Source organism: Mesorhizobium sp. M0184, from assembly GCF_040322215.1.
GTDB lineage: Bacteria > Pseudomonadota > Alphaproteobacteria > Rhizobiales > Rhizobiaceae > Mesorhizobium.
The window spans coordinates 1-18,901 of sequence record NZ_JAMYSZ010000029.1; the positions used below are offsets into that span (position 1 = coordinate 1).

Genomic DNA, 18,901 nt, shown 5'->3' on the forward strand with positions numbered 1-18,901 from the left:
CCGGACATATGGACGCAAGCGATCGAAAACGACGCAAAACAACCGTTGCAGGCAGGGCGCCGTCCACATATGGATCCCAGGGTCTCCGCGACGCCGCTTCGCGGCTGCTACGCCCTGGGATGACGAAGCTGGGTTCACGCGCTGCGCCGTTCGGCCGGAAGCGTCTCCAGCAGCTGTTCGAGCTTGGCGATCGAGTTCTGCTCGGCGAGCGGCGTGTAGACGATCAGCTTCATGTCCGAGCCGTCGTCGATCGACAGGCTCATATGCTCGAACGCCATGGCGCCTGCCGTCGGATGCCTGACATGCTTCACACCCGACAGGTTGCGGGCCACATCGCGCAGCGGCCACCATGCCCGAAACTCCAGGCTTGAACGTGTCATCAGCGCGATCAGCCGCTCGAAATCCGGGTCGCCGACATATCTGGCGCTTTCCGCCCGGAATGACGCCAGCACGGCACGCGCCAGTTCCTCCCAGTCGACGAGCAGGCGCCTATGATGTGGATTGGTGAAAATCATATGGACGATGTTGCGGGCATCGCCCTCCAGCAGGCCATAGTCGCCGAACACGGCTGCCGCGGCAGAATTCCAGGCCAGCACGTCCCAGCGCCGCCCAAGGACATAGGCCGGCTGGAGGACCAGGCTCTGCAGCATGTGCAGCAACGGGCCATCGACTTTTTCCGGCGCATCGAGACGACGCTCCGGCTGCGGGCGGCCGGCAAGAATGAACAGATGCCGTTGCTCGGCCGTGTCCAGGCGCAACGCCTGACTGAGCGCCGTCAGCACCTCCACTGATGGCCTGACGTCGCGCCCCTGCTCTAGCCAGGTGTACCAGGTCGTGCCAACGCCGGCGATCATCGCCACCTCCTCGCGCCGCAGCCCGGGCGTGCGCCGGCGCAGGCCGGTCGAGATGCCCGTGGCCGAAGGCGTCAGCCTTTCGCGCCGCGAGCGCAGGAAGGCGCCAAGCTCGCGGCGTCGGCTGTCTTCGGCGGAATGCGTCGGTGAATCCATCGGCGCTATTATAGCAGTACCGATACCAGGATAAAGTTTGAACTGTTTGGCAAACGGCTTGCGGCCCATCTTTCCGCTCAGAGCGATGACATGGAGGCTCTGAACATGGAACTGAAAGACAAGAAGATCCTGATTACCGGCTCGACCGACGGCGTCGGCAGAGTCGTGGCGCAACGGCTCGGCGCCGGCGGCGCCCGCATCCTGGTGCATGGCCGCGACGCGACAAGGGGCAAGGCGACCGTGGCCGAGATCGAAGCCGCCGGCGGCAAGGCCGAGCTGCTTGTCGCCGACCTCTCCTCCCTGGCCGAGGTCCGCCGCCTCGCCGAAGCCGTGCGCGCCAGGACTGACCGGCTCGATATCCTCATCAACAATGCCGGCGTCGGCACAGCCGGCCCCAACGCGAAACGGCAGGTCAGCGCCGACGGCTACGAGTTGCGCTTTGCCGTCAATTATCTCGCCGGCTTCCTGCTCACCACGGAGCTGCTGCCGCTGCTCAAGGCCAGCGCGCCGGCGCGCATCATCAATGTCGCCTCGGCCGGGCAACGGGCGATCGACTTCAGGGATGTCATGCTGACCCGCTCCTACGACGGCGTTCGTGCCTACTGCCAGAGCAAGCTGGCGCAGATCATGTTTACCATCGATCTGGCGGAGCAGCTGAACGGCACCGGCGTCACCGTCAACAGCCTGCATCCGGCAAGCTACATGAACACCACGATGGTGCGGCAGGCGGGCATCACGCCGTGGAGCTCGGTCGAAACCGGCGCCGAAGCCATCATCAATCTCGCCACATCGCCCACGCTGGAAGGGCGAAGCGGCCTCTATTTCGACGGCCAAAGGGAATCCCGCGCCGATGCGCAAGCCTATGACGCGAAGGCGAGGCAGCAGTTGCGTGAATTGAGCCTCGGTCTTGTCGGGCTCGCACCCGCTTCCGCCACATCGAAGAAAGAAAATTCATGATCGAGAAAACGCAGCACGCCGTGGTCGTCGGCGGCTCCTCCGGCATCGGCCTCGCCACCGCGAAAAAGCTGCTCGGCCCGGGGATGAAGGTGACGATCACCGGGCGCAGCCAGGAAAGGCTCGACAATGCATGGCAAAGCCTTGGCAGCGCGGTCGAAAAAGCTGCCTTCGACGCCGCGAAGCCGGACGAGGTTCGCCGGTTCTTCAGCGAACTCGGCCCTTTCGATCACCTGGTGCTGGCCGCCAGCGGCGGCAAGGGGCTCGGCCCGTTCGAAACGCTTGACCTGACTGACATCGGCGGCGGCGTCGACGAGAAGGTCCGGCCACAGCTCTCCTGCCTGCAGGCCGCTTTGCCGACGCTGAACAAGAGCGGCTCGGTGACTTTCATCTCGGCGGTGTCGGCACAATTGTCGGCGCCGGGTGTCGCCGGCATCGCCGCCGTCAACGGCATGCTGCTGACCGTGGTGCCGATCCTGGCAATGGAGCTGAAGCCGTTACGCGTCAATGTCGTGGCGCCAGGCGTCATCGACACGCCCTGGTGGGACTTTTTGCCCGATGAACAGCGCCATGCGGTGTTTGCCGCGTATGCCGGCAAGACGCCGGTCGGCCGCATCGGCCGCGCCGAGGACGTCGCCGAGGCAATTGCGTTCCTGGTCTCGAACAGCTTCGTCACCGGCCAGATCCTGACCTGCGACGGCGGCTTGCGGTATGCGGCGTGAGCGGCTGCCTCCAAGAGGCATCAGTCGTTGTCAAAGCGACTGCGCGATCAGCGCCAGAAATCCTCCGGCCAGCGCGACGTTGCCGACAAAGCCATTGATGCGGGACGCGCGCTCCGGGCCCTGATGATCCCAGAAGTTATGGAACATCGGCGTGGCGACGATCAGGAACAGGATCAGGCATGCCGCCGCCGGAGCGGTCCAGATGCCCGCGATCACCCGTGCTCCGGCAATGATCTGCAGGACGATCCCCAGCCACAGCACCAGCCGTGCCCGCGGCACGCCGCGCGTCGTCATCAATTGGCTCACCAACGCCGCGTTCTGAATGTTGCGCAGGCCGGCAAAGACAAAGGCGCCGCCAAGCAGCAGGCGGGCGCCGAATAGGATCTCACTATCAAAGTTTGAAAACATGCTGTCGGGTCCTCGGGCAGAAAAGAGGCGCGCGGCGGAAGGCCGCGCGCCTGGTCCATGCTCAAGCGGCCAAGACTGCTGGCATCGGATGGATTGCATGAAACGGAACGCAAAGCCGGTTCCAGGTGTTGATCATGCCGAGCGCAACCGAGAGCTTGACCAGCTCCTGTTCCGAGAAATATTCGAGCGTCCTTGCATAGAGTTCGTCCGACACACCGTTGTCGGCAATCCTGGTCAGCGCGTCGGTCCAGGCCAAGGCCGCGCGTTCGCGCTGTGAAAACAGCGGCGATTCCTTCCAGGCGGAGACGAGATAGAGCCGCTGCTCGCTTTCGCCGTCGCGGCGCGCTTCGCGGCTATGCATCTCGACGCAATACGAGCAGCCGTTGATCTGCGACGCCCTGAGCTTGATCAGATGCAACAGGCTTTTTTCGAGCCCGCATTCGTCGACTGCCTTGTTAAGCGCCGACACCGCCTTCATGATCTCCGGCGCCGCGCCGAAAAATTGCAGCCTCTGTTTCATCGTCTATAGCCTTTCATGCTTGCTTGGTTGAACTTGATTTCTGCGGCCGCCGATGGCGCTCGACGAAGGCGCAGTTCGCGGCGACCGAACGGGGATCGGCATCGGCCGTGTATTCTGCAACGATGTCGGACAGCCGGGCGTCGGCGAGCGCGGCGCGATAGGCACGCTCGGCCTTCAGCATGGCTACGTTGATGCCGCAGGGTTTGACATAGACCGAGGCATCGAGCTTCGCTGGGCCGCGCTGGCGGATTTCGGCGCAGCGGAACGCCGGTTCACGCCCCTCGACGGCCAGCACGATATCGAGCAGCGTTATGCGTTCCGCCGGCCGCGCCAGCCGGTAGCCGCCGGACGGCCCCGGCACTGATTCCAGAATGCCGGACGCAGTCAGCGCGTTGAGATGCTTAAGCAGATAGCTCGGCGACAGCCCGAACGCTTCGGCCATGGCAGCACCTGGCAAGGTCGCGGCGCCATCAACGCCGGCGAGCATCGCGGCGCAGTGGATGGCCGCTTCGACGCCTTCGCCCAGCTTCATTTCGCTCTCCTGTTCATGGATATAGATTATCGTGGATAACTTTTATCCGCAATAGGAAAGTCAAAAAGCGGCGCCATGAACGCCGCTTTTTTTCGCAATGCTATTCCGCCGCCACCTTGGCCATCGGATTGTTCGGATGCGTCGTCCAGTTGGCATAGATCGGCGACACCGGCCTGCCGGTGCGCTGGTCCATCACGCCGACCGCCAGCGCCTCCATGGTGATGCAGTTCTCGACCGGACAGACATTGACGCAGAGATTGCAGCCGACGCATTCGGCCTCGATCACCTCGAAATGCCTGACGCCATCGACGATTGCGGTGATCGCCTGGTGCGAAGTGTCCTCGCAGGCGATGTGGCAGCGGCCGCATTTGATGCAGGCATCCTGGTCGATATGCGCCTTGGCGACGTAGTTGAGGTTGAGATACTGCCAATCGGTGACGTTGGGCGTGGCACGGCCGACGATGTCGTCGAGCGAGGCATGGCCCTTTTCGTCCATCCAGTTTTCCAGGCCGGCGATCATTTCCTGCACGATCTTGAAGCCATAGGTCATCGCCGCCGTGCACACCTGCACATTGCCGGCGCCGAGCGCCATGAATTCGGCGGCGTCGCGCCAGGTGGTGATGCCGCCGATACCGGAGATCGGCAGGCCATGCGTTTCCGGATCGCGCGCGATCTCGGCCACCATGTTCATGGCGATCGGCTTCACCGCCGGGCCGCAATAGCCGCCATGCGAACCCTTGCCGTCGATCGTCGGCTCCGGTGCGAAACTATCGAGATTGACGCCGGTGATCGAATTGATGGTGTTGATCAGCGACACCGCGTCGGTGCCGCCGGCAAGGGCAGCGCGTGCCGGCTTGCGTATGTCGGTGATGTTGGGCGTCAGCTTGGTGATGACAGGCATGCGGGTGTTGGCCTTGCACCAGCGCACCACCATTTCGATGTATTCCGGCACCTGGCCGACTGCCGCACCCATGCCGCGTTCCGACATGCCGTGCGGGCAGCCGAAATTGAGCTCGATGCCGTCAGCGCCGGTCTCCTCGACCACCGGCAGGATCGCCTTCCACGCATGCTCCTCGCAAGGCACCATCAGCGAGACGACGATCGCCCGGTCGGGCCAGTCCATCTTGACCTGCTTGATCTCGCGCAGATTGACCTGCAGGTCGCGGTCGGTGATCAGCTCGATATTGTTCAGGCCAAGCAAGCGGCGGTCGGCGCCCCAGATCGCGCCGTAGCGCGGCCCGTTGACGTTGACCACCGGCGGGCCCTCTTCGCCGAGCGTCTTCCAGACCACGCCGCCCCAGCCCGCCTTGAAGGCGCGAATGACGTTATAGGCCTTGTCGGTCGGCGGCGCCGAGGCCAGCCAGAACGGGTTCGGCGATTTGATGCCGACGAAATTGTTGCGAATGTCTGCCATGCTCATGCCCTCCCGTTCGAGGTCAGTGCCCGATGAATGCTTTCCGCCGCGTCGCGGCCTTGCGCGACGGCCGAGACTGTCAGGTCGTCGCCGCCGAAAATGCAGTCGCCGCCGGCCCAGACATTGGCCAGCGAGGTGCGGCCTTCGACGTCGACCTTGATGCGGCCGGCTTCCAGGTCAAGCAAAGCCCCGCTGCCGTTGAGCGCAGCCGGGACAAAACTCTGGCCGATCGCCTTGAACACCTGGTCGGCGACGAGCGTCAGCCGCTCGCCGGTGCCGACGAGCCGGTCGCCGTCCATCGCGGTGTATTCGAGCTCGATCGCCGACACCTTGCCGGCATCGGCAATGACCCGCTTCGGCTGCAACCAGTGCCGGATGATGACGCCGTTGGCAGCGGCCAGGTCCTGCTCGAATTCGGAGGCGTTCATGTGCTCCGGGCCGCGCCGATAGCAGATTGTCACCTCTTCGGCTCCGAGCAGCTTCGACTGCACCGCCGCGTCGATCGCCGTCATGCCGCCGCCGATGACGACAACACGCCGGCCGACCGGCAGGCTGGCCAGATCGCTGGCCTGACGAAGCTCGGCAATGAACTCGACGGCATTGGTGACGCCTTGCGCCTCCTCGCCATCCGCTCGCAAGGCATTGACGCCGGCAAGCCCCATGCCGAGGAACACCGCATCGTAATTCCTGGTCAAGTCCGACAGCTGGTAATCACGGCCGAGCGCCTTGCCGTTCTGGATGTCGATGCCGCCGATCGACGTGACATAGTCGACTTCGGCCTGGGCAAAATTGTCGACGCTTTTATAGGCGGCTATACCGTACTCATTGAGGCCGCCGGGCTTCGGGCGGGCTTCCAGGATGGTCACGTCGTGGCCATGACGGGCAAGCCGATGCGCGGCCGCAAGCCCGGCCGGTCCGGCGCCGACCACGGCGACCGTTTTGCCGGTCGGTTCGGAGCGGTTGTAGAACTGCTTGTTTTCGGCCATGGCGACATCGGTGGCGTAGCGCTGAAGGCGACCAATCTGCACCGGCTTGCCTTCGGCCACCTCGCGCACGCAGACTTCTTCGCACAGCGTCTCGGTCGGGCAGACGCGGGCGCACATGCCGCCCAAAATGTTCTGGTCAAAAATAGTCTTGGCTGAGCCGATCGGATTGCCCGTCGAAATCTGGCGGATGAACAGCGGGATGTCGATCGAGGTCGGGCATGCATTCATGCACGGCGCATCATAGCAGAAATAGCAGCGGTCGGACTCGACCAGCGCCTCGTGATGATCGAGCGGCGGGTGCAGGTCGGCGAAATTGTCGGCATATTGGTCCGGCGAGAGCCGCCCGCCGGCAATGCCTTGCTTGAACTGGCCTTCTGGCATCGTCAGTTCCCCATGTTCTTGTTTTGGGGAAGGCTAGCACGTTTTATTTTTTTATCAATTGGTCAATTTTCGGCGCAAGCCGCTGAAACCCCTCGATAAAAACATGATAAATGTACTCATGTTTTTGAGCACCGTCCGTTGCGTCTCAATGGATGCGGCGCCCAGAATTGGCTACCAGTGGCGACAAGCTGTTCGAAAGCGCTTACGGGGCGGTAGGCGCTTGAGCATCGTGCGCGATTTTCAAACATTGGAGAAGGTGATGGACATTGTTCAGGAGGCGGTTCAGCGGTGGGAGCCTGTGGAAGATTTACCGCTGGCTGCCTGTCAGGTGTGGCGTCTGAAATCCGACAACTACTTTGAATTGGCCGTCGAAGGCGACTTCTTCGTCGGGGCATCCGAACGAACCCTCAAGATCAACTTCCACGGAGTGCTAGCACTTTCGGCTCATGACGACATGTTGGGAGTGACCCATGTCAGCGCTAGCAGCTCAATCCCATTGATTGGCTCTGGCGGGCAAGCCTCCTATAGATGGCCCCTCCTCCGAGTCGAGAACTCGCACTGGTTGCGATCAATACCCGGGCCGACAGACGACTGTTCGCATTTCCTATTGCTCAGTCTCGAATGCACGGTAGAGGTGATTGCTCGTGAAGCCATAGCTGCTTGGATCTGACCGCTCGCTTCGCACCACGCCTTCCACAACCATTCCGGGCAGCGGGATAGGCCTTAGACTGGTGATGGTCCGCTCTGGTCAGGGAAGTGAGCGACATCCGGCGCATGGATCAACAACCCCTCGTTGACTGAGAGCAAAGTCGAAAACCTTAGGGCGCGCAACCCGGTAACATTTCCAATTTGCCGTCATCTTTTTTGGTTGGCTGTCGGATTTTCGTCGTGAAGATCGTCCTAGAATGGATCGCGCATGATCGATGTACAAACCGCAAGGAGCACGACAATGCCACAGTCCCCCATGCCCTTCTTCTGGTACGAGCTGATGACCACCGATCTCGACGCCGCCGAGGCGTTTTACACCTCCGTGGTGGGCTGGAGGGGGCAGCCTTTCGAAGGGGCCCAGGGCATGCCGCGCTATATCGTCATGAATGTCGGCGAGCGCGGCGTCGGCGGGTTGATGACGCTGCCCGATGACGCGCGCAAGATGGGCATGCCGCCGGCCTGGGTCGGTTATATCCTCACCAGGGACGTCGATGCCGCAACGGCCTCCCTCAAGAAGGCTGGTGGCGCGGTTCACCGCGAGCCCGACGACATTCCTGGCGTCGGCCGCTTCGCCGTCGTTGCAGACCCGCAAGGCGCGATGTTCAACTTCTTGCAGCCCAGCGGCCCCGACCAGCCGCCGCTACCGTTGGCGACCCCCGGCAACATCGGCTGGCATGAGCTCTACACGTCAGACTGGAAGGCGGCGTTCGATTTCTATTCCAGCCAGTTCGGCTGGGAGAAGGGCGACGCCATGGATATGGGTCCGATGGGCGTCTACCAGCTTTTCGCCTTCGGCGGCGAGCCCGTTGGCGGCATGATGAACAAGCCCGAGCAGATCCTGGCGCCGGTCTGGCAGTTCTATTTCAACGTGCCCGGCATCGACGCGGCAGCCAAGCGCGTCACCGACAATGGCGGCAAGATCCTGATGGGTCCGATGGAGGTCCCCGGCGGCAGCTGGATCGTACAGTGCACAGACCCGCAAGGCGCGCACTTTGCTCTGACAGCGCCCGGGCATTAACGGCCGCGCTGATCGCGGGGCCGCCATCGTGCGGCCCCAAGGCTGCAGCACGCCTCACGACTCACTCACCGACAGTTGAATGCAGGCCGGACTATGTGAATGGTCCGGCCTTTGGCGATGACCTATGGCCGGGCTAGGTGAAAATGGAGTCGTAGATGAAGCTTTTCGAAGGCCTCGCCGGATATCAACCGTTCGCCCTTGCCGCCTTGCGCATCATGACGGCGCTGCAGTTCATTGAGCACGGCACCCAGAAACTGTTCAATTTCCCCGTCGGCGACCATGCCGGCACCATGAGCGGGCTATCGCTGACCGCGGCCATCCTGGAATTCGGAGGCGGCATCCTGCTGGTATTGGGGCTTTTCACCAGGCCGGTGGCATTCCTTCTCAGCGGCGAGATGGCGATCGCCTATTTCATGGCGCACATGCCGCGCGACTTCTTCCCGGTCAACAACGGCGGCGATGCGGCAATATCGTTCTGTTTCATCTTCCTGTATCTGGTGTTCGCCGGCGCCGGCGCCCTGGCGCTGGACAACCGCCGCGGTGCCTGAAACGTCACCCACGCATCCGCTCGAAATTCGCGTCGAACAGCGGGATCGGCTGCATGCGCGCGGCGTGGCGTTTGCCCAGAAGCTCAATCTCGAAGCCGTCGGCTTCGTCGGCAATCTCTTTCGGCACATAGCCGATGGCGACGGACTTTTTCGAATGATGCGCGTAGCCGCCCGACGTGACCCAACCGCGCACGGCACCGCCGTACCAGATTGGCTCGTCGCCGATGACGTCGGCATCGACAGTATCGACGACAAAGGCCCGCAGCCGCAGTCTGCCGCCTTGCTTGCGCTCGGCCAACGCCGCCTGCTTGCCGATGAAATCGGCTTGCTTGCCGTAGGCGACGAAGCGGTCGAGCCCGGCTTCCAACGGTCCATAGATCGGCCGGTATTCGCGCGCCCATGAGCCGTAATTCTTCTCAAGCCGCAATGCGTTGAGCGCGCGCGAGCCGAACAGGCCGATGCCGAATTCCTCCCCCGCGGCCATCAGCGCCTGATAGGCGGCGCGCTGATATTCCGGCGCCACCCAGATTTCGTAGCCGAGGTCGCCGGTGTAGCTGACGCGCCCGACCAGGCATGGCGCCATGCCGATATCCATCCTGCTGATGGCCATGAACGGAAAGGCCGTATTCGACACGTCAGATCGCGTGACCTTTTCAAGAAGGTTCCGCGCGCTCGGCCCGGCGATCGACAGGCCGGTGAGTTTTGCTCCCAGCGCCTCGATGCTAACAGAGCCGTCCTGCGGCAGATGCGCTTCGAACCAGCGCATGTGGTACTGCTCGGCGACACCGCTGCCGGCCAGGAACCAATCCTTACTTGCAGAATTTGGACCGCCGAGATTGGCCAGCGTGAAATCGCCGATCAACCTGCCGTCTTCCTTCAGCATCGGCGCCAGCGTTATGCGGCCGGGCCTTGGCAGCTTGCAGGCCAGCAGACGATCAAGCCACGCCGCCGCCCCCTCGCCCGTCACCTTGTATTTGGCGAAGCTCGAAATCTCCGATAAGCCAACGCCTTCACGAACGGTCTTGACCTCATTTGCGACATGCTCGAAATCGCTCGAGCGGCGCCAGGAGAATTCGTCCTTGACCCCTTCGGGCGCATACCACAGCGGCACTTCCAGCCCATAGGCGACGCCCCATTGCGCGCCCTCGGCCGACAACAGATCATAGACCGGCGACGTCTTGAGCGGTCGCCCAGCCGGCAACTCCTCGTTCGGGAAGCGGATCGAAAACCGCCGCGAATAATTCTCGCGCACCTTGGCGTTGGTATAGGCCATCGTGGCCCAGTCACCGTAGCGCGACACATCCATCGCCCAGATGTCGGCGCCGGGATCGCCCTCGATCATCCAGTTCGACAGCGCCAGGCCGACGCCGCCGCCCTGCGAGAACCCGGCCATGACACCACAGGCCACCCAGAACCCCGGCAGGCCGCGCACCGGCCCGACCAGCGGATTGCCGTCCGGTGCGAAGGTGAAGGGCCCGTTGATGATCTGCTTGATGCCGGTGTTCTGGAAGGCCGGAAAATGCCGGAAGCCGACCTCCAGCGACGGCGCGATCCGGTCGATGTCGGGTTCGAGCAGCTCGTGGCCGAAATTCCATGGCGTTTGGAACTCGGACCAAGGTTTGTTGGCCTTTTCATAAGTGCCCATCAGCATGCCGCCGCGCTCCTGGCGCAAATACAGCTCGCCATCGAAATCCACGGCATGGATGATTTCGGAACCAGTCTTCTGGTTCCAGGCGGCGACTTCCGGCATGTCCTCGGTGATCAGGTACATGTGCTCCATCGCCAGCACCGGCAGCTCCAGCCCGACCATGCGGCCGACCTCACGCGCCCACAGGCCGCCGGCGTTGACGACATGCTCGGCCACAACCTCGCCCTTGTTGGTGATGACACGCCACAACCCGTCGGCGCGGCGCACGATGTCCTCGACCTTGGTGAAACGCTCGACCTCGGCACCAAGCTTCCTCGCGGCCTTGGCGTAGGCGTGGGTGACGCCGGAGGGGTCGAGATGACCGTCCTCCTTGTTGCGAACGGCGCCGACGAACTGCTTGGGGTCGAGCAACGGCATCAGCTCGGCCGCCTCATCAGGCGATATTTCTTCGAGGTCGATGCCGAGATAGCGGCCCTTGGCGACGACGCCGCGCAGCCAGTCGAGGCGCGCCTCGGTCGCCGCCAGCAAGACGCCGCCAGTCAGATGCACGCCGGTCGCCTGGCCGGACAGTTCCTCGATCTCCTTGTAGAGCGAGATTGTGTATTTCTGCAGCTTGGCGACATTGGGATCGCCATTGATGGTGTGCATGCCGCCGGCGGCGTGCCAGGTCGAGCCGGAGGTCAATTCATTGCGCTCCAGGAGCACGATGTCGGTCCAGCCGTGCCGGGCCAGATGGAACAGCACGGAGCACCCGACGACGCCACCGCCGATAACCACGACCTTTGCATGCGATTTCATGGGATTCTCTCTGACGTCAACGAGTTGGATGGGAACGATGAATTCGGGGAGGAGCCCCACGAGCGCAAGCCTTCGATCATCACGGCTCGCTTTGCCCGATCGCTTCCTTGCGCTTGGCCACGTACGCCTCCAGCGCTTCGCGCCTGGAGATTTCCATCACCGGCTCGACATAGTCCTCCAGCGCCTTCTTCCAAAGCCTCGTCGCCCGCGCCGTGGCATCGAGCCCGCCAGCCTCCTGCCAGGCCTCGAAATTCTGCCAGTTGGACAGTATCGGCTGATAGAATGCAGTGGCATAGCGCTCCAGCGTGTGCGGCTCGCCGAAGAAGTGGCCGCCGGTCGGAACCGCACCCAGAGCCTCGACAGCAAGCTCGGCCTCGTTGACCTCGATCGGGCGCAAAAACTCCATCATGTGCTGGATCATCTCGACGTCGATGATGAACTTTTCGAACGACGCTGTCAGTCCGCCCTCTTGCCAGCCGGCGGCATGGTAGACGAGGTTGCCATGGCCGAGCACCGCGCCCCACAGCGCCATCAGCGTCTCATAGGCGCCTTGCGCGTCGGCGGCATTGGAAGCCGAGCCCGGCGTTGTGCGATAAGGCAGGTTGTAACGCCGCGCCAACTGTCCGGACGCGATATTCGCCTTGGTGTTTTCAGGCGTGCCGAACGCCGGCGCTCCCGATTTCATATCGACATTGGAGGTGAAGGCGCCATACATCACCGGCGCGCCGGGGCGGACGAGCTGCGTCAGCACCACGCCGAACAGCGCCTCGGCATTCTGCTGGGCGAGCGCGCCGGCAAGCGTCACCGGGCTCATCGCCCCCATCAGCGTGAATGGCGTTACCGCCACCGACTGGCCGAACTCGGCCATCGTCATCAGCCCCTCGGCCATCATCTCGTCGAAGCGGCGCGGCGAATTGACCGAAATGATCGTGGTGACGCCGGGATCGTCGCGCATCTCGTCAAGCGTCAGTCCGCGCGCGATTGCCATCATTTCGATGCCGTCGAGCGCCCTGCCGCGGCCGATGGCCGAGACGTGAAAGCTTTTGTCGGTCAGTGTCAGATTGGCGAAATAGGTGTCGAGATGACGGGAATTCGCCGGCAATTCTACCGGCGCGCAGACCTGGTTGCCTAGCATGTGGATGCAGTTGAAATGCTGCGCCAGCCGGACGAGATCGGAATAATCGCGCAAATTGCCGGCACGGCGGCCGCGCTCCATGTCGTGCACATTCGGCGGCCCGGCGACGAGCGTGAAGTTGATGGTATTGCCGCCGAGGTGGACGGCATGGGCGGGATTGCGCGGCGTCAGCGTATAGCTGGACTGCGTCGTCTTCAGCGCTTCCTCGATCATGCCGCGATCGATGCGGACGTTCATCGTTGCATGATCGACCTTGGCCCCGGCCTTCTCGAACAGCGACAGCGCCCGCGGGCTCATCACCTCGATGCCGAAATTCTCCAGGATATGCATCGACGCCTGGTGGATCGCCTCGATCTGGTCGGCCGAGAGCATCGCCATTGGCGGATAGGGATTGGTGACGCGGCGCAACGGCAGTTGCGGGATGGCGGTCGGTCCCCTGTTGCTGGTTCGCTCGGCGCCGCGCTTGCGTCTTGGTTCGCTCATGCCGCGCATCAAAGCGCCGGCACGAGGATCGAGCTGTCAAGAATCCGCCACCTGCGGGCGTGATTTTAGCCAAGGCGGCATTCCGGGAATTTCACATCGGCAAAAGCGACAACAAACGTCGGAATGGTTATACTTGTTCCGCGTCAGGCAAAGCGGCCGATGAGCCGTTAAGGAACGCAGCAAGATTCCTTTTATGTTTTCGGCCTAATGCTCTTGCAATGCGTAGGTTGAGTTTTAGTAAAATTGTAGCGATTACCGTGCCGCTGGCGCTTTCGGCCTGCGCGACGCCGCCGAACCACATCAACGATGTCTGCGCCGTTTTCGACCAGAATGACGGCTGGTTCGACAATTGGCAGGCGGCGGCACAACGCACCGAGCAGAAATACGGTGTGCCGGTTCCCGTGCTGATGGCGACGGTGCGCAAGGAATCCGGCTTCAAGAGCAACGCAAGGCCGCCGCGCACCAAGCTGCTGGGCTTCATTCCCTGGAAACATATCTCCAGCGCCACCGGCTTCTCGCAGGCGCTCGACGGCACCTGGGCGCAATACCAGAACGAGACCGGCAGCTGGGCGGCGCGCCGCACCAGGTTTGCCGATGCCGTCGATTTCGTCGGCTGGTATCATTCCAAGACCGCCGAGACCCTCGGCGTCGCCCGCAACGACACCTACAATCTGTATCTCGCCTACTATCTCGGCTGGAATGCCTATAAGCGCGGCAATCGCGGCGACGCCGACGTGCAGCGCTATGCGCATGCCACCGAACAGATGGCGCAGGACTACGCCGCGCAGCTACGGCAATGCGCGCCCTAGCCTATTAACGGCTCTCAGCCGCCCTTGGGTTTGCGCGGCTTGCGCGTGGCGTCCTCGGCCTGTCGGCCGTCGCCGACAGTCGGCGGCATGATTGGTGCCACCTGGCTGTCGGCAGAGCTTGAGGTGCCGGTCTCTGAAACCTCGTCGCGAACCTCGTGACGGCGGGCTTTGGCGACCGCTTCGGCATTCTCCACTGCCTGACTCTCGGCATCGGCTTCAACGCTGCCAGTCTTTCCATGCGGGCGCTTGGGCGGATCTCCGGCAAAGCCCGGGCCAACACCGTGGTTTGCATCATCCGGCACGCCCTCATTCGCGGCGTGCTCCTTGTCGAATTTGATCACCGGCTCCATTTTCGCCAGCACGTCGTCGGACAGCCAGCACAGGCTCATATGGCCGTCGCCGAGATTTTTGACTGGCGGCACCGTGGTTTCGCAAAGGTTGTCCGGCACCAGTTTCTTGTAGCCGCAGCGCGTCTGGAACGGACAGCCGGACGGCGGGTTCATCGCCGAAGGGATGTCGCCCTCCAGCACGATGTGCTTCTTGACCACGCTTGTGTCGGCGATCGGGATCGCCGACAGCAATGCCTCGGTATAGGGGTGATAGGGCGGCGCGAATATCTGGTCGGTCGTGCCTTGCTCAACGATATAGCCGAGATACATGACGACGACGCGGTCGGCGATGTAGCGCACCACGGACAGATCGTGGCTGATGAACAGCATCGTCGTCTTGTTCTTGCGCTGGATGTCCATCAAAAGCTCGGTCACCGCCGCCTGCACCGACACGTCGAGCGCCGAGACCGGCTCGTCGGCCACCACCACCTTGGCATCGCCGGCAAAGGCACGCGCCACGCCGATGCGCTGTTTCTGGCCGCCTGAAAGCTGGCGCGGCTTGCGCGTCTCGAATGCCCTCGGCAGCTTCACCAGGTCGAGCAGTTCCAGCATCCGCTTGCGGCGGTCGGCCACCGTGTCGCCGACATTGAACTTTTCCAGCGTACGGATGATCTGCGAACCGACCGAATGGCTGGGATTGAGCGTGTCGAACGGATTTTGGAACACCATCTGGATCGACGACACCGTGTCGACGCTGCGCTTCTCGATCCCGGTCGACTGGATCTCCTTGTTGCCGAGCTTGACGCGGCCGGAGCTTGCCGTTTCGAGGCCGAGCAGCACCTTGGCCAGGGTCGATTTTCCGCAGCCGGATTCGCCGACGATCGCGACGGTTTCGGATTCGCGCGCCATGAACGAGATCGTCTCGTTGGCCTTGACGACACGGCCCTCGCTCGAGCCGAACACTTCGCTGCCGCCGACCTTGTAGTACTTCCTGAGGTCTTCGATCTGGAGCACCGGCGCACCGGGCACCACCCGCTCGTTGACCTTCTTGGCGCCGGGCGGCAGCGCCTCCCAATCGATTTCGTTGAAGCGCACGCAGCGCGAGAAATGCCCGTCATGGCCTTCGACCGCGATCATCGGAATTTCGGCGGCGTTGCAGACTCCCTCGACGAAATGGTGGCAGCGCGGGCCGAAATTGCAGCCTTTCGGCCGCTCGTGCGGCAGCGGCAACTGCCCCGGGATGGAGATCAGCGGCCGCGAGTTCTTGTCGGCGCCCGGCAGCGGGATCGAGCGGAACAGGCCTTGCGTGTAGGGATGGCGCATCCGGTCGAAGACGTCCTTGATCTTGCCGGTCTCCACCGCTTCGCCCGAATACATCACCGTGATGCGGTCGCAGGTCTCCAGGATCAGGCCGAGATTGTGCGACACGAAGATCATCGAGGTGCCGAACTTCTCGCCCAGCCCCTTGACCAGGTCGACGATGCCGGCCTCAACCGTCACGTCGAGCGCTGTCGTCGGCTCGTCGAGCAGAAGCAGCGCCGGCTTCGACAGCAGCGCCATGGCAATGACGATGCGCTGCTGCTGACCGCCGGAAAGCTGGTGCGGGTAGGAACGCATCATGCGCTCGGGATCCGGCAGCTTCACCGCGCGCACCATTTCCAAGGCGCGTTTGTAAGCTTCGTCCTTCGACACCTTGTCGTGGATCAGTGGCACTTCCATCAGCTGCTGGCCGACCTTCATCGCCGGGTTAAGACTGGCCATCGGCTCCTGGTAGATCATCGCGATCTTGTTGCCGCGGATAGCTCGCAGTTCCTCGTCGGACAGTTCTCCCATGTCCTTGCCTTGGAATTTGATCTTTCCGCCGACGATCTTTCCGATGTTGGAGAGGTCGCGCATGATGCCCAGCGACACGGTCGACTTGCCGCAGCCGGATTCGCCGACAATACCCATCGCCTCGCCAGGCATGACCGTGCAGGAAAAATCCATGACGGCCGGGATCTCGCCCTTGCGGGTGAAGAAGGAGATCGACAGGTTCTCGATCTCGATGATCGGCCCATTGGTCGGCCCATCGGTCGGCTTGGCGGGATTTCGAACTGCCTCATTCATGGGTCGCTCCAATCCTTGTTCTTCAGGCATGTCGGGCCGAACCCGGCATCGATCTTCCCGGCATCAATCTTTCATTGACTGTTCGCGCAACGAATCCGCCAGGAGGTTGAGGCCGAGCACGAACGACATCAATGCGATCGTCGGCGGCAGCGCCGGGTGGATGAAGGAGCGCAGCAGCCGGCTGGCATCCTTGATCGCCGTGCCCCAGTCCGGGCTTTCCGGCGCCAGTCCCAGCCCGAAATAGCCGAGCGTGCCGAGCAGGATCGTGGTGTAGCCGATGCGCAGGCAGGCGTCGACGATCAGCGGCCCGCGCGCATTGGGCAATATCTCCCACAGCATGATGTACCAGGGCGATTCACCGCGCGTTTGTGCCGCCGCAACATAGTCGCGCGTTTTGATATCCATGACCAGGCCGCGCACGATGCGGAACACGCCGGGGCTGGAGGCGAACACCACCGCCACGAAGATGTTGAGCTGGTTGGGATCGATGTGGATGATCTTGAACGGATCGGCATCGAAGACAAGGCCTGCATAGATCCAGCCGCCAAGTACCAACGTCAGGCCAAGCAGGATATAGAGGCGGTCGGGGCGGTTCTTGTAGCGCGTCCAGAACAGCACACTGAAGAAGATGATCGGAAACAGGAAGAACAGCCCTGCCATCGCGTAGGGGATCGGCGTGTCCATGATGCCCGGCGTCACCAGCAGGTAGAACAGGAGGATCACCGGGAAGGCCAGCACAAGGTTGGCGAGGAAGGACAGCACCGTATCGATCTTGCCGCCATAATAGCCGGCCGGCAGGCCGAGCGTAATGCCGACCATCAGCGCAAAACCGGTCGCCGCCGGCGCGATGATCAGCACGATCTGGCTGCCATAGACCATGCGGGAGAACACGTCGCGGGCGAGCTTGTCGCCGCCGAAATAGTATACAAGTTTCGACGCCGGCTCGATTGCGCCCGGCAGCGCGTCCTTCATGATCGGCACTTGGGCGAGCGGATCGAAGGGCGAGATGGTCGACGCGAAGATCGCCGTAAACAGCCAGAACAGGCAGATGCCGACGCCGACGATGCCGACGCCGCTGTCGAAAAGCTGGCCGTAAAGGCCTAGCTTCTTCTTGTAGCCGAAGCTCGCCCCCATCACCAGGGCGAGAGCGATCCAGACCGGCCAGAAGCGGGTAAGCACGCCGAGTACGACGTTGAAGGCGCTGAGATATTCGACCTGCATCCGCCGGTCTCCTATTGAACTCTGATGCGCGGATTGAGGAACGCGTAGCCGACATCGGAGATGAGCTGTGTGATCAGGACGATAAACACCGAGACCAGCGAGCAGCCGAGCAGAAGATCGATGTCGTTGTTGCCGGCGGCCTCGACCAGGGTGTAGCCGAACCCCTGGTAGCGGAACATCACCTCGACGATGACGACGCCGGTGAGCAGCCAGGGGAACTGCAGCATGATGACCGTGAATGGCGCGATCAGCGCGTTGCGCAGAGCGTGCTTTATCACCACGCTGCCGAAGGAGAGGCCCTTCAGCCGGGCGGTTCGGATATATTGCTGTGTCATCACCTCCACCATCGAGGCGCGGGTCATGCGAGCGATGTAGCCGATGCCGTATATCGCCAGCGTCATCACCGGTAAGGTGAAATTATAGAAGGTGATGCCCTGGCTGGCCGAGGCCGCCGAACCGTTCAGCACGCCGAGCCAGGAGGCAAAGATCACGGTGAAGATGACGCCCGAAACATATTCGGGCGTCGCCGTCGAGGCGATCGAAGCCACCGACAATGTGCGGTCGGTGCGTGAACCCTCGCGCATGCCGGCGAGAATACCGATCAAAAGCGAGATCGGCACCATTACGGCCAGCACGCAGAGCATCAGGATGCCGGTGGCGCTGAGCGCCGGAAAGAGTTTTGAAGCGACCGTCGTCTTGAACTTGGTCGAGCAACCGAAATCGCCTTGCAGGATGCCGGAGAATGTCGGCACGACCGGATCGTTGCAGAAGGAGAAACGCTGTGCGGGCTTGCCGGTCGCCGGGTCGGTCACCGGCTGCTTGGGCATGATGCCCAGCCATTGGCCGTAGCGGATAAAGAAATTCTGCCGATAGCCGTGGTTGACCAGCCAAGCCTCAAGCTGCTCGGCGGATGTGTGCATTTCGGTCTGGCTGATCGCGAGCTTCTTCAGATTAGGCCCGAGATTGACCAGGAAGAAGACGATCATCGTCAGGCACAGCATCGTCACTGCCATGGTGCCGAGACGCCTGATAACGAAAGAAAGCATGGCGGTCCCCTGCCGGTCGGGTTGGGGGGTGGAACCGGTTTGCAAGCCGTGCGCTGCCGCCAGCGGCAGAACAAGCCTTCAGACCAGTCCCAGATGCAATACCCTTTTTATTGCAGACCCAGGCCGAA

The 18,901-nt window shown here is 62.6% G+C and carries 17 protein-coding genes; 6 read left to right on the top strand and 11 right to left on the bottom strand.

Annotated elements, in window-relative coordinates; genetic code table 11:
• Positions 1-134: 134 nt before the first annotated feature.
• Positions 135-1,007, bottom strand: a complete 873-nt coding sequence (locus NKJ23_RS26905) for a helix-turn-helix transcriptional regulator (RefSeq protein ID WP_352621213.1) — start codon at positions 1,005-1,007, stop codon at positions 135-137.
• 105 nt (positions 1,008-1,112) lie between these two features.
• On the opposite strand from NKJ23_RS26905, the gene NKJ23_RS26910 reads away from it, so the two are divergent.
• A complete protein-coding gene (locus tag NKJ23_RS26910; protein WP_352683530.1) occupies positions 1,113-1,964 on the top strand; it encodes an SDR family NAD(P)-dependent oxidoreductase in 852 nt (283 codons plus the stop codon).
• Positions 1,961-2,683: an SDR family oxidoreductase gene (locus NKJ23_RS26915; protein ID WP_352683533.1), complete on the top strand. Its 723-nt coding sequence runs from the start codon at positions 1,961-1,963 to the stop codon at positions 2,681-2,683. The genes NKJ23_RS26910 and NKJ23_RS26915 overlap by 4 nt, the downstream gene beginning before the upstream one ends.
• A 30-nt stretch (positions 2,684-2,713) precedes the next feature.
• On the opposite strand, the gene NKJ23_RS26920 is transcribed toward NKJ23_RS26915, so the two are convergent.
• The 5 genes from NKJ23_RS26920 to NKJ23_RS26940 all read right to left on the bottom strand — a co-directional run bounded on the left by NKJ23_RS26920 (position 2,714) and on the right by NKJ23_RS26940 (position 6,924).
• A complete protein-coding gene (locus NKJ23_RS26920) occupies positions 2,714-3,091 on the bottom strand; it encodes a DoxX family protein (RefSeq protein WP_352683535.1) in 378 nt (125 codons plus the stop codon).
• A 61-nt stretch (positions 3,092-3,152) separates the two neighbouring features.
• Positions 3,153-3,611: a carboxymuconolactone decarboxylase family protein gene (locus NKJ23_RS26925; RefSeq protein ID WP_352683537.1), complete on the bottom strand. Its 459-nt coding sequence runs from the start codon at positions 3,609-3,611 to the stop codon at positions 3,153-3,155.
• Between the two features lie 13 nt (positions 3,612-3,624).
• Positions 3,625-4,143: an RrF2 family transcriptional regulator gene (locus NKJ23_RS26930; RefSeq protein WP_352453193.1), complete on the bottom strand. Its 519-nt coding sequence runs from the start codon at positions 4,141-4,143 to the stop codon at positions 3,625-3,627.
• A 100-nt stretch (positions 4,144-4,243) separates the two neighbouring features.
• Positions 4,244-5,557, bottom strand: coding sequence for an NAD-dependent dihydropyrimidine dehydrogenase subunit PreA (gene preA / locus NKJ23_RS26935; RefSeq protein ID WP_352683539.1), 1,314 nt, complete (start codon positions 5,555-5,557; stop codon positions 4,244-4,246).
• A 2-nt stretch (positions 5,558-5,559) separates the two neighbouring features.
• Positions 5,560-6,924, bottom strand: coding sequence for an NAD(P)-dependent oxidoreductase (locus NKJ23_RS26940; RefSeq protein WP_352683541.1), 1,365 nt, complete (start codon positions 6,922-6,924; stop codon positions 5,560-5,562).
• A 220-nt stretch (positions 6,925-7,144) separates the two neighbouring features.
• Between NKJ23_RS26940 and NKJ23_RS26945 the strand changes: the two genes are divergently transcribed.
• The 3 genes from NKJ23_RS26945 to NKJ23_RS26955 all read left to right on the top strand — a co-directional run bounded on the left by NKJ23_RS26945 (position 7,145) and on the right by NKJ23_RS26955 (position 9,198).
• Positions 7,145-7,594, top strand: coding sequence for a cupredoxin domain-containing protein (locus NKJ23_RS26945; protein WP_352683543.1), 450 nt, complete (start codon positions 7,145-7,147; stop codon positions 7,592-7,594).
• 279 nt (positions 7,595-7,873) lie between these two features.
• Entirely contained in the window at positions 7,874-8,650 is a 777-nt protein-coding gene (locus tag NKJ23_RS26950; protein ID WP_352683545.1) for a VOC family protein, read from the top strand.
• 155 nt (positions 8,651-8,805) lie between these two features.
• On the top strand, positions 8,806-9,198 hold the full coding sequence (locus NKJ23_RS26955; RefSeq protein ID WP_023675853.1) for a DoxX family protein: 393 nt from the start codon (positions 8,806-8,808) through the stop codon (positions 9,196-9,198).
• Positions 9,199-9,202: 4 nt separating this feature from the next.
• Here the strand turns inward: NKJ23_RS26955 and NKJ23_RS26960 are convergent, their stop codons facing one another.
• Positions 9,203-11,644 (bottom strand): GcvT family protein, encoded by a 2,442-nt coding sequence (locus tag NKJ23_RS26960; RefSeq protein WP_352683547.1) that lies wholly within the window; start codon positions 11,642-11,644, stop codon positions 9,203-9,205.
• A gap of 79 nt (positions 11,645-11,723) precedes the next feature.
• The gene (locus NKJ23_RS26965; RefSeq protein ID WP_352683549.1) at positions 11,724-13,262 is read right to left on the bottom strand and encodes a trimethylamine methyltransferase family protein; all 1,539 of its coding nucleotides are present in this window, start codon (positions 13,260-13,262) and stop codon (positions 11,724-11,726) included.
• 218 nt (positions 13,263-13,480) lie between these two features.
• Between NKJ23_RS26965 and NKJ23_RS26970 the strand changes: the two genes are divergently transcribed.
• A complete protein-coding gene (locus NKJ23_RS26970) occupies positions 13,481-14,071 on the top strand; it encodes a transglycosylase SLT domain-containing protein (protein ID WP_352683551.1) in 591 nt (196 codons plus the stop codon).
• A 14-nt stretch (positions 14,072-14,085) separates the two neighbouring features.
• On the opposite strand, the gene NKJ23_RS26975 is transcribed toward NKJ23_RS26970, so the two are convergent.
• From NKJ23_RS26975 to NKJ23_RS26985, 3 genes are all read right to left on the bottom strand, one after another.
• Positions 14,086-16,506: a dipeptide ABC transporter ATP-binding protein gene (locus tag NKJ23_RS26975; RefSeq protein ID WP_352683553.1), complete on the bottom strand. Its 2,421-nt coding sequence runs from the start codon at positions 16,504-16,506 to the stop codon at positions 14,086-14,088.
• A gap of 63 nt (positions 16,507-16,569) precedes the next feature.
• Positions 16,570-17,727 carry an ABC transporter permease gene (locus NKJ23_RS26980; protein ID WP_023675848.1) on the bottom strand — a complete coding sequence of 386 codons (1,158 nt, stop codon included), beginning with the start codon at positions 17,725-17,727 and terminating at the stop codon, positions 16,570-16,572.
• Between the two features lie 11 nt (positions 17,728-17,738).
• Positions 17,739-18,773: an ABC transporter permease gene (locus tag NKJ23_RS26985; protein ID WP_352453204.1), complete on the bottom strand. Its 1,035-nt coding sequence runs from the start codon at positions 18,771-18,773 to the stop codon at positions 17,739-17,741.
• Between the last annotated feature and the right edge of the window lie 128 nt (positions 18,774-18,901).

Bases quoted from the DNA above. Each gene is read 5' to 3' on its own strand.
- NKJ23_RS26920 (WP_352683535.1), bottom strand. From the start codon at position 3,091: ATGTTTTCAAACTTTGATAGTGAGATCCTATTCGGCGCCCGCCTGCTG.
- preA (WP_352683539.1), bottom strand. From the start codon at position 5,557: ATGGCAGACATTCGCAACAATTTCGTCGGCATCAAATCGCCGAACCCG.
- NKJ23_RS26975 (WP_352683553.1), bottom strand. From the start codon at position 16,506: ATGAATGAGGCAGTTCGAAATCCCGCCAAGCCGACCGATGGGCCGACC.
- NKJ23_RS26905 (WP_352621213.1), bottom strand. From the start codon at position 1,007: ATGGATTCACCGACGCATTCCGCCGAAGACAGCCGACGCCGCGAGCTT.
- NKJ23_RS26910 (WP_352683530.1), top strand. From the start codon at position 1,113: ATGGAACTGAAAGACAAGAAGATCCTGATTACCGGCTCGACCGACGGC.
- NKJ23_RS26980 (WP_023675848.1), bottom strand. From the start codon at position 17,727: ATGCAGGTCGAATATCTCAGCGCCTTCAACGTCGTACTCGGCGTGCTT.
- NKJ23_RS26960 (WP_352683547.1), bottom strand. From the start codon at position 11,644: ATGAAATCGCATGCAAAGGTCGTGGTTATCGGCGGTGGCGTCGTCGGG.
- NKJ23_RS26915 (WP_352683533.1), top strand. From the start codon at position 1,961: ATGATCGAGAAAACGCAGCACGCCGTGGTCGTCGGCGGCTCCTCCGGC.
- NKJ23_RS26940 (WP_352683541.1), bottom strand. From the start codon at position 6,924: ATGCCAGAAGGCCAGTTCAAGCAAGGCATTGCCGGCGGGCGGCTCTCG.
- NKJ23_RS26950 (WP_352683545.1), top strand. From the start codon at position 7,874: ATGCCACAGTCCCCCATGCCCTTCTTCTGGTACGAGCTGATGACCACC.
- NKJ23_RS26965 (WP_352683549.1), bottom strand. From the start codon at position 13,262: ATGAGCGAACCAAGACGCAAGCGCGGCGCCGAGCGAACCAGCAACAGG.
- NKJ23_RS26985 (WP_352453204.1), bottom strand. From the start codon at position 18,773: ATGCTTTCTTTCGTTATCAGGCGTCTCGGCACCATGGCAGTGACGATG.
- NKJ23_RS26955 (WP_023675853.1), top strand. From the start codon at position 8,806: ATGAAGCTTTTCGAAGGCCTCGCCGGATATCAACCGTTCGCCCTTGCC.
- NKJ23_RS26930 (WP_352453193.1), bottom strand. From the start codon at position 4,143: ATGAAGCTGGGCGAAGGCGTCGAAGCGGCCATCCACTGCGCCGCGATG.
- NKJ23_RS26970 (WP_352683551.1), top strand. From the start codon at position 13,481: ATGCGTAGGTTGAGTTTTAGTAAAATTGTAGCGATTACCGTGCCGCTG.
- NKJ23_RS26925 (WP_352683537.1), bottom strand. From the start codon at position 3,611: ATGAAACAGAGGCTGCAATTTTTCGGCGCGGCGCCGGAGATCATGAAG.